This window comes from Pseudomonas sp. Pseusp97, assembly GCF_047304025.1.
GTDB lineage: Bacteria > Pseudomonadota > Gammaproteobacteria > Pseudomonadales > Pseudomonadaceae > Pseudomonas.
Window position 1 is genome coordinate 1 of sequence record NZ_JBGLYK010000260.1, and the last position, 6,991, is coordinate 6,991.

Here is a 6,991-nt window from a genome sequence, read left to right on the forward strand (position 1 = left end):
CCCCCCCCCCCCCCCCGCCCCCCCCCCCCCCCCCCCCCCCCCCCCCGGGGGCGGGGGGGCCCGCCCCCCCCCCCCGCTCCTACGAAGAGCCCCGCCTGTGTGTCGTTATGACCTGCAGGAATTCCGAGCGCACGCCGAAGCGGCGCAGAGCCTGCCAATCCGAAGCAGCAGACCTGCGACCCCGCAGTCGAGTCGGGCGCCGGCCTTGCCGGCGAATCGTGCTCCTACAGGTTCGTTTCGGCGCCTACCGGGTTCAGGCAGATGGGCAGCGTTGGTCCGCGAGAATGACAAAGGCCCCGAACCGGGGCCTTTGTATGCGGACAGCCGCGCCATCAGAAGTAATACGGGAATTTCACGCTGAAGCTGAAATCCGGCGCATCCGGCGAGATGCCGATGGACAGGTTCGGCACGATGGTCAGGTTGGGACTCCAGGCGTAGGTCAGGCCCCAGTTGAAGTACGCCGCATTGGCGTCGCTGCCGGTGACGGTGGTCCAGTCGCCGCCGTCGGCCTTGATCTTGCTCTTCTGGGCGATCAGGTCGGAGAAGGAGAACGACATGCTGGTCTTCTCGTTGAGGGCGAACGCCACGCCCGCACCGATCTGGAACCAGTCGCCGAGGTCGACCTTGCCTTTCTGCTTCACGCCCTGGGTGGGGCTGATGTCGTCGAAGGACTCCTCCATGTTGTAGGTATACGAGAAGCTGCCGAACAGCACCGCCGGGTCCACGGTCTTGACCAGCGAGATGCCGGGGGTGACCGACCAGACGCCGTTGCCGGTGGGCAGGGACTCGGGCACGTTGAGGTTGTCATTGTCCGAGGCGCGCTTGAGCTTGATGCCGTAGGGCTCCTTGCCGGTGGGGGCCTTGATCCGCAGGCTGACCACGGCGTCGGGCCGCGACTCGGTTTCGTCCATGAACTTGTAGGCGATGCCGACGTTGACGTCCCCCAGGGTCGGGTCGCGGGTGACCTTCTCGTCGGTGGACTGCGCCGTGGAGTTGCCGGCGCCGGCCGATTCGAAGGTGCTCTCGCGGTACACCACGGGGGCGTTTATGTCGAACTGCCAGCGGTTGTTCCAGTTGTAGCGGCCGGTGAGGTCCAGGGTCCAGTTGTCGGCATTGATGTTGTCCACGCCGATATTGCCCAGGAAGATCGTGTCCAGCGCCAGGAAGCCGTTGAGGATCAGCTGCTTGGTGTCGTAGTGGGTGTAGGTGATGCCGGTCTCGAAGCTGAAGGCGCCATTGCCGAAGAAGCCGCTGGCTTCGTCGTAGAGGTTCTCCACGCTCTTGGGCGGGCTGGCGTCGTCCTTGAGCGACTCGCCGTAGGAACTGCCGCTGGAGGCCACGGTGTTGCCGGTTCCCGGTGGCGTCGGCTTGCCGGTGGAGGTCACCAGGCGCCTGGGCTGGGCGGGCGCGGCCGGCGCCTCCTCGACCTGCCTGACCCGTTGTTCGAGCACCATCAGCGCCTTCTGCTGCGCTTCGTAGCGTTGCTTGAGTTCGAGCAATTCCTGTTTCAATGCCTCCACCTCGGCTTCCGTCGCCGCGGCGGCGAAGGTCGAGGGGAGTAATGCGGATACACAGATTGCAGTGCCTAGCGTTAGCGATCGGTGCATGGCGCGCTGTCCTTGACTTATAGGTTGGACCTCACAGTCGCACTCGCGGGTAATCTCACATTCCCATGGTGCGAAGCCCTTTGAGCTGATCGAGATTGCAGTCCAGCGCTCCCGTGGATGGCAGGTTGTTTTTCAGTACAACGTTCAGTTGCGCGAGGTTGTTGACTGCGTTGTGGCCGCCGACCATCTGCGCGGCCTGGAGCAGTCCACCGGCGGCCAGCTGCTGCATGGCGGCGCCCTGGCCGTTGGCGTTGATCGCCAGCTGGATACTGCCGTTGCCCGGCGTCACGCTGACGGTGCCGGCGCCGTTGCTGGCGGAGACCGGCGAGTTGCCCAGCGGCGTTCCCTGCTGGGCCACGGCGGGGGCGTGGTCGGCTTCCCTGACGTCGATGCTGACGTTGTTCGCCGCGCTGTTGTAGTCGCCGGCGGCCCGCACGCTCTGGGTCACGCCCTGGGTCTGGTTGAGGCCGGCGCCGCCCGTGACGCTGCCGGTGCCGGCAGCCGGCGCCGGCCCGTTGCCTTTCTCGTCGATGGTGCTGACGTAGAACTGCGGTTTGATGGTGGACTCCTGGATCTGCATGCTGACCCTGGCGCCGATGTTGTCGCCCACGGCGTTCTTCCAGGTACTGCTCATGACGATGCCGAAGCTGATGACCCGGCCGGGCATCACGTATCTGCCGCGAAGCTGGGCCAGTTCCTGGTCCTTCAGCTCGATGGGCCTGAAGACGCTTTCCGCCTGGACCGGCAGGCAGGCCGCCAGGCAGGTGGCGGCAAGCAGCGGGATCGCTTTCATTAGGGTTCTCCCCGGAAGGATTCCTGCCTTCCGTTCTGGTGCGGTCGTCAGAGGAAGTCGCTCTGGATGAAGCCGAATTCCATGAGCTCTGCATCCTTGACCGGGCTGAACGCATTGATCCGATCCCTGGCCGTCAGCGGGTCGGGTGGGCTCATCAGGGCATTGGCCTGTTGGTAGCCCGGACCGATGACGGCGAAGATGATGCCGTTCCAGCCTTTGAGAAAATCTTCCTGGGTGAAGCGCTTGTGGCCCAGCACCGGGTCGCCGATATACACGTAGCCCTTGTAGGCACGCTGCATCACGACGAAGTGTTTGTAGCCACGGATATCCATCAGCACTATCACCGGGATCGTCAGCTTCTCCAGGGACGCCGGCGGGATTCGGTACCCGCGTGCGCGCATGCCGATGCCTTCGAGATAGGTCTTCATGTCGAGCATCGAAAAACCTTGCGTGCGCACCAGGTCCGGATCTGCGCGGACCAGCATCCCCTTGATCACGAATTCCTCGTCCACGTCCAGCGCATAGGCCTGGCGGAGGATCGTCGCCAGCGCGGCGGCGCCGCAGCTGAAGTCGGTCTTCTGCTGGACCAGGTTGCTGAACTTGCGCTCGCGGATGCTCTCGACGTGCTTGTAGGCCATCGACCCGCCGGGAAGGATGGCGAAGGGGAGTTGCGCGGCCTGCGTCGGAAGGCAGAAAAAGGCGAGCAGCAGCAGGGCGGACGTACGCATGATCGTGACGCCTGGGGTCGGCTTGTGGAGGAGGAGGCTCCGTTGCCGGAGCCTCCGGGAGCTACGCCGTTTCGCTTACAGGCAGGATTTGCAGCCTGCGGCGATGGACAGCGAGTTGCTCTGCTGGTTGCCGATGCCGGCGGAGACGTTCGCCCCAACGTTGCCCGACACGTTGTTCAGCGAGTTGGTCAGGCTGGCGTCGTTCCTGACCGGGTCCTTCCAGCCGGTTTGCACCAGCGTCTGGGAGGTGGCCTGGCCACGCAGGTCGATGGTGCCGGCCTCGACGAAGAACAGCGGGTCGAGGTCCGGCTTGCTGTTGCCGTGACGGTCGTCCTTGCCACCACCATGACCCGAGTCGTCCACGACTACGCCCACACCGGCGCCCTTGTAGGTGCCATGGGCACGGAACTCGCTCTTCAGCGTTTCCTTGTCGTAGGTAGCCAGGCCTGCGTTGGCCACGGTATTGCCGGTAGAGGACTGTTCGGCGCCGCTGTAGGACTCGGCGGTCCGGCCACCGGAAACGGCTGCGGCCATGTCGTTTTTCTGTTGGTTGTAGTTGCCGGCGGTCACGTTGATGCCGATGTTGCCGGAGGAGTTGTTGCCGGAGTTGTTCAGCGTGGCCTTGTTGGTGGTCGAGTAGTTCCAGGCCTGGTTGGCGGTATTGGTCTGGGTCACGCTGGTGGACGCGTAGGCGGTGCCGAAGATGAACTTCTCATCGGCGGTAGCCAGGGCGGCTGCGTTGGCCTGCTGGTTCAGGTCGCCTGCGGCCACGTTGGCGCCTACGTTGCCGGACGCGCTCCCCAGCGATCCGTCGATGGTGGCGTTGTTCTTCGTGCCCTGGTTGACCACGATGTTGTCTTCGCTGACCTGGCTGTCCTCCACTTCGGCGCTGGCGCCGGCCTCGATCCGCGGGTCCTTGTAGGGATCGTACGGAGGCTTGGGTTGATGTTGTTCATGACCGTGGCCGTTGTCGTGGCCGTGACCATGCCCGTTGTTGTTACGGTTATCCGCGTGCACTGCTACAGCCATGACCGCTGCGACGGCGAAAACCAGTGGCTTGAGGGCCATTGTCGGTTTCATGGTGTATCTCCTTGCTTGTTGGCGTGCTTAGTGTTTTTAGGAGTTGGCGTGGGTCAGTCCGCGACCCGGATGCTCAGGGTGTTGGCAATGCGATTGCCGACCCCGGCGCTCTGGCTCATCTGCACGACGCCACGGCTGCCGGCAAAGGCCTGGTCGCTGGTAACGACCTGCCGGCTTCCCGTGGTGGCGTCCACCGGGCCTGAGTTCACTGGCAGCGCGACGTTCTGCTGGGAAAGCACGCTGTCATCGACGCTCTGCGGGACGGCGCTGACGCTGATCCGCATGGCGTTCACTTGCTGGTTGGCAGCCCCGGCGGCCTGGTTCACGCCCAGGGCGCCGTTGCCGTTGCTGAAGGCGTTGCCGGTGATGCCGGCGGATGCGGCCTGGTTGAGGTCGACGCTGGCGTTGACCGCCTGGCGGAACTGGGTGGTTGCCCGGGCATTGCTGCCGATGGCGATGGCCCTTCCATTGGCCTGTTGCTGCGAGTCACCGGCGGCCTGGTTGACGCTGGCGACGCCGCGGTAATTGCGCACTGCGCTGTCGATGCTGGCGTGGTTGATCGTCGCCGGGTCGGCGGCGATGGCCGTGACGCTGCAGAACAGGAGCGGGAGAGCGAGCAGGCGGGCGTTCATCTCAGCGATCCCCGGTCAGCATGCGCAGGGGCGAGAGTCCTTGCTGGACGGTGCGGTTCACCGAGTTGGAGATGCCCGCGCCGCCGCCTGCCGCACCGGTCCCCAGGCCGTTGCCGCTCAGGGCCTGGTTGGCGCCGTTGTCCATGCCCACCAACTGGCCGCCGGGCAGGATGTGCCGCTGCAGGCTGGAGCCGCTGGTGACGCCAGCGAAGTCGCTGTCGCTCAGCTCGGCATTGCCGGTCTGGCGCACGACCTGCTCGGAGATATTCGGGTTGACCGTGATCGGGTTCGGATCGGGTATGTCGGTCGGCCGGGTGGCGACGCGCGGCTGCACCTGGCGTTGCAGGACAATGGTGCCGTCGCCGGCAAGAACGGCGGGACACAGCGCAACGCTGGCCGCGCCGCAGGCGAGCGTGACGAGGATGATGGCTATCCGTGAGTCGGTGTTCCCCATGATGGCGATCCTTCTTGGTGCGCTGAGCCCTAACCAGCGGTTCCTGGGTGGAGCAGGGGCCGTGCCGCTTTTAATCAGCTATTGAGAATCAATGACATGGCGTAACGCCATGTGAGCCATCACGGCGCACGTTGTCTCGCAGCCGTTACAAAAGCGGCGGGCGGAACCGTGGCGGGGGCCTTGGCGCGGGGGGCGGAGCGGTTACGAGGTGGATTTCGTTGCGTCGCTGATACACAACTCCGGACTGAAAGCCCCGAGCCGCTGGGCGCTGCGTTTGCGGGCGATCGGGTGTTTCGCCGGGCTAACACAAAAGGCTGATTTGTAGTCTTTCTGGTACTTCAGTACTGCTGTCTTTTCAATGAATTAGGCATTTTGCATGATGGCGCGAACCGGTTGGATCCACGGTTGTCTGCATCTGCCTGGCGACTGCAACCGTACATTTTTCGCCGAAGTGCCAACGTCTCCGCTGCAGGCGCTATCTACGAGAAATTTTTGTGAATTTCGTAGCGATCCGCAGGCAATACATTAGCATGCGACGCCGCTGCGGCGCTTGTGCGCCAGGAGCAGGCAGCGGGATAAAACCATTAGAAACGTGCGAGCCAGCGTGCCTCGCGGGGGAAGTAGTATGGATCTGTGGAGCGCCTTCCAGGCCTTCATTCTTGGCGTGGTCGAGGGGCTTACCGAGTTCCTGCCGATCTCCAGTACCGGCCACCAGATCATCGTGGCGGATCTCATCGGTTTTGGCGGCGAGCGCGCCGAAGCCTTCAACATCATCATCCAGCTGGCGGCCATCCTGGCGGTGGTCTGGGAATTCCGCCGCAAGATCCTCGATATCGTCTGCGGCCTGCCAACCCAGCCCAAGGCGCAGCGCTTCACGGTCAACCTGCTGATTGCCTTCTTCCCGGCCGTGGTGCTGGGCGTGGCCTTTGCCGACTACATCCACCATTACCTGTTCAACCCGATCACCGTGGCCGTCGCCTTGGTGGTGGGCGGCGTGATCATGCTCTGGGCGGAAAAGCGCCAGCATCAGATCCGCTCCGAAACCGTCGACGACATGACCTGGAAGCAGGCCCTGAAGGTCGGTTGCTGCCAGTGCCTGGCGCTGATCCCGGGCACCTCGCGCTCGGGCGCCACCATCATCGGCGGCCTGCTGTTCGGCCTGTCGCGCAAGGCGGCCACCGAGTTCTCCTTCTTCCTCGCCATGCCGACCATGGTCGGTGCCGCGGTCTACTCGGCCTACAAGTACCGGGACATCTTCCAGCCGGCGGACCTGCCGGTCTTCGCCATCGGCTTCGTCACCTCGTTCATCTTCGCGATGATCGCCGTGCGCGGACTCCTGAAGTTCATCGCCAACCACAGCTATGCGGCCTTCGCCTGGTACCGTATCGTGTTCGGCCTGCTGATCCTGGCGACCTGGCAGTTCGCCCTGATCGACTGGAGCAGCGTCAAACCCTGATCCGATAGCGAGTGAACGTGGAAAAGAACGGCACCATCAGCCGCTGGGACGATGACAAGGGCTTCGGCTTCATCCGTCCCCAGGCCGGCGGCAAGGAAGTCTTCCTGCACATTTCCGACTTCCGCGGCGACCGCCGCCCGGAAGCGGGCGACCAGGTCTGCTATGTCGAAGGCACGGGCAAGGACGGCCGCCCGCGCGCCGACCACGCCCGCCTCGCCGGGCTGGCCATCGATACCCCGGC

At 64.4% G+C, this 6,991-nt stretch carries 8 protein-coding genes; 2 read left to right on the forward strand and 6 right to left on the reverse strand.

From position 1 onward, the window contains the following. Nucleotides 1–332 precede the first annotated feature (332 nt). From ACCC94_RS26225 to ACCC94_RS26250, 6 genes are all read right to left on the reverse strand, one after another. Nucleotides 333–1,607, reverse strand: coding sequence for a hypothetical protein (locus ACCC94_RS26225; protein WP_413352532.1), 1,275 nt, complete (start codon nucleotides 1,605–1,607; stop codon nucleotides 333–335). A 55-nt stretch (nucleotides 1,608–1,662) separates the two neighbouring features. Next, complete coding sequence (locus ACCC94_RS26230) at nucleotides 1,663–2,400, reverse strand: hypothetical protein (RefSeq protein WP_413352533.1); 738 nt, start codon at nucleotides 2,398–2,400, stop codon at nucleotides 1,663–1,665. Nucleotides 2,401–2,447: 47 nt separating this feature from the next. After that, nucleotides 2,448–3,128 carry a C39 family peptidase gene (locus ACCC94_RS26235; RefSeq protein ID WP_413352534.1) on the reverse strand — a complete coding sequence of 227 codons (681 nt, stop codon included), beginning with the start codon at nucleotides 3,126–3,128 and terminating at the stop codon, nucleotides 2,448–2,450. A 75-nt stretch (nucleotides 3,129–3,203) separates the two neighbouring features. Further along, complete coding sequence (locus ACCC94_RS26240; protein WP_413352535.1) at nucleotides 3,204–4,208, reverse strand: heme utilization protein; 1,005 nt, start codon at nucleotides 4,206–4,208, stop codon at nucleotides 3,204–3,206. A gap of 53 nt (nucleotides 4,209–4,261) precedes the next feature. Next, a complete protein-coding gene (locus tag ACCC94_RS26245) occupies nucleotides 4,262–4,840 on the reverse strand; it encodes an adhesin (RefSeq protein ID WP_413352536.1) in 579 nt (192 codons plus the stop codon). A gap of 1 nt (nucleotide 4,841) precedes the next feature. Beyond that, on the reverse strand, nucleotides 4,842–5,294 hold the full coding sequence (locus ACCC94_RS26250; protein WP_413352537.1) for a hypothetical protein: 453 nt from the start codon (nucleotides 5,292–5,294) through the stop codon (nucleotides 4,842–4,844). A 625-nt stretch (nucleotides 5,295–5,919) separates the two neighbouring features. Here ACCC94_RS26250 and ACCC94_RS26255 point away from each other — a divergent pair. Together ACCC94_RS26255 and ACCC94_RS26260 are read left to right on the forward strand one after the other, a co-directional pair. Next, the gene (locus ACCC94_RS26255; protein WP_413352538.1) at nucleotides 5,920–6,750 is read left to right on the forward strand and encodes an undecaprenyl-diphosphate phosphatase; all 831 of its coding nucleotides are present in this window, start codon (nucleotides 5,920–5,922) and stop codon (nucleotides 6,748–6,750) included. An 11-nt stretch (nucleotides 6,751–6,761) separates the two neighbouring features. Continuing rightward, a partial coding sequence (locus tag ACCC94_RS26260) for a cold shock domain-containing protein (protein ID WP_413352539.1) occupies nucleotides 6,762–6,991 on the forward strand: 230 nt, incomplete at its 3' end.